At 69.0% G+C, this 316-nt stretch carries 1 protein-coding gene; it reads right to left on the bottom strand.

Translation table 11 applies throughout. The features are described 5' to 3' along the window. On the bottom strand, positions 1-173 hold a 173-nt coding region (locus tag H489_RS0118235; protein ID WP_031259132.1), incomplete at its 3' end, for a glycosyltransferase. Positions 174-316: the final 143 nt, after the last annotated feature.

Genomic DNA, 316 nt, shown 5'->3' with positions numbered 1-316 from the left:
CGGTCGGTCTCGGTCGCGATGACGTCCGCGATGTCGCCGGTGCCGTCGGGTGAGTTGTCGTCGACGACGAGCACGTGCACCGTGTCGTCCGTCGCGGCCAGCGTGCGTTCGACGATGGGCCGGACGTTCTCGGCTTCGTCGTAGGTCGGGATGATGACCAGGGTCTCGCTCATGGTGCTCCTCGTGCTCCACCCGAATGTACCGAACGGCGGCTGCGGTCCTCCGAAGAGCGCGCTGCGAACCTGATCAGCGAGACCGGTCCTCGTCTGGGTGACGGCGGGGTGCACCCGCACCGGGACGGACGGGAGGCCCGGTG

Source organism: Curtobacterium flaccumfaciens UCD-AKU (assembly GCF_000349565.1).
GTDB classification, from domain to species: domain Bacteria; phylum Actinomycetota; class Actinomycetes; order Actinomycetales; family Microbacteriaceae; genus Curtobacterium; species Curtobacterium poinsettiae.
Note: the sequence above shows the minus strand (reverse complement) of the source record. Positions and strands in the feature narration are given on the sequence as shown.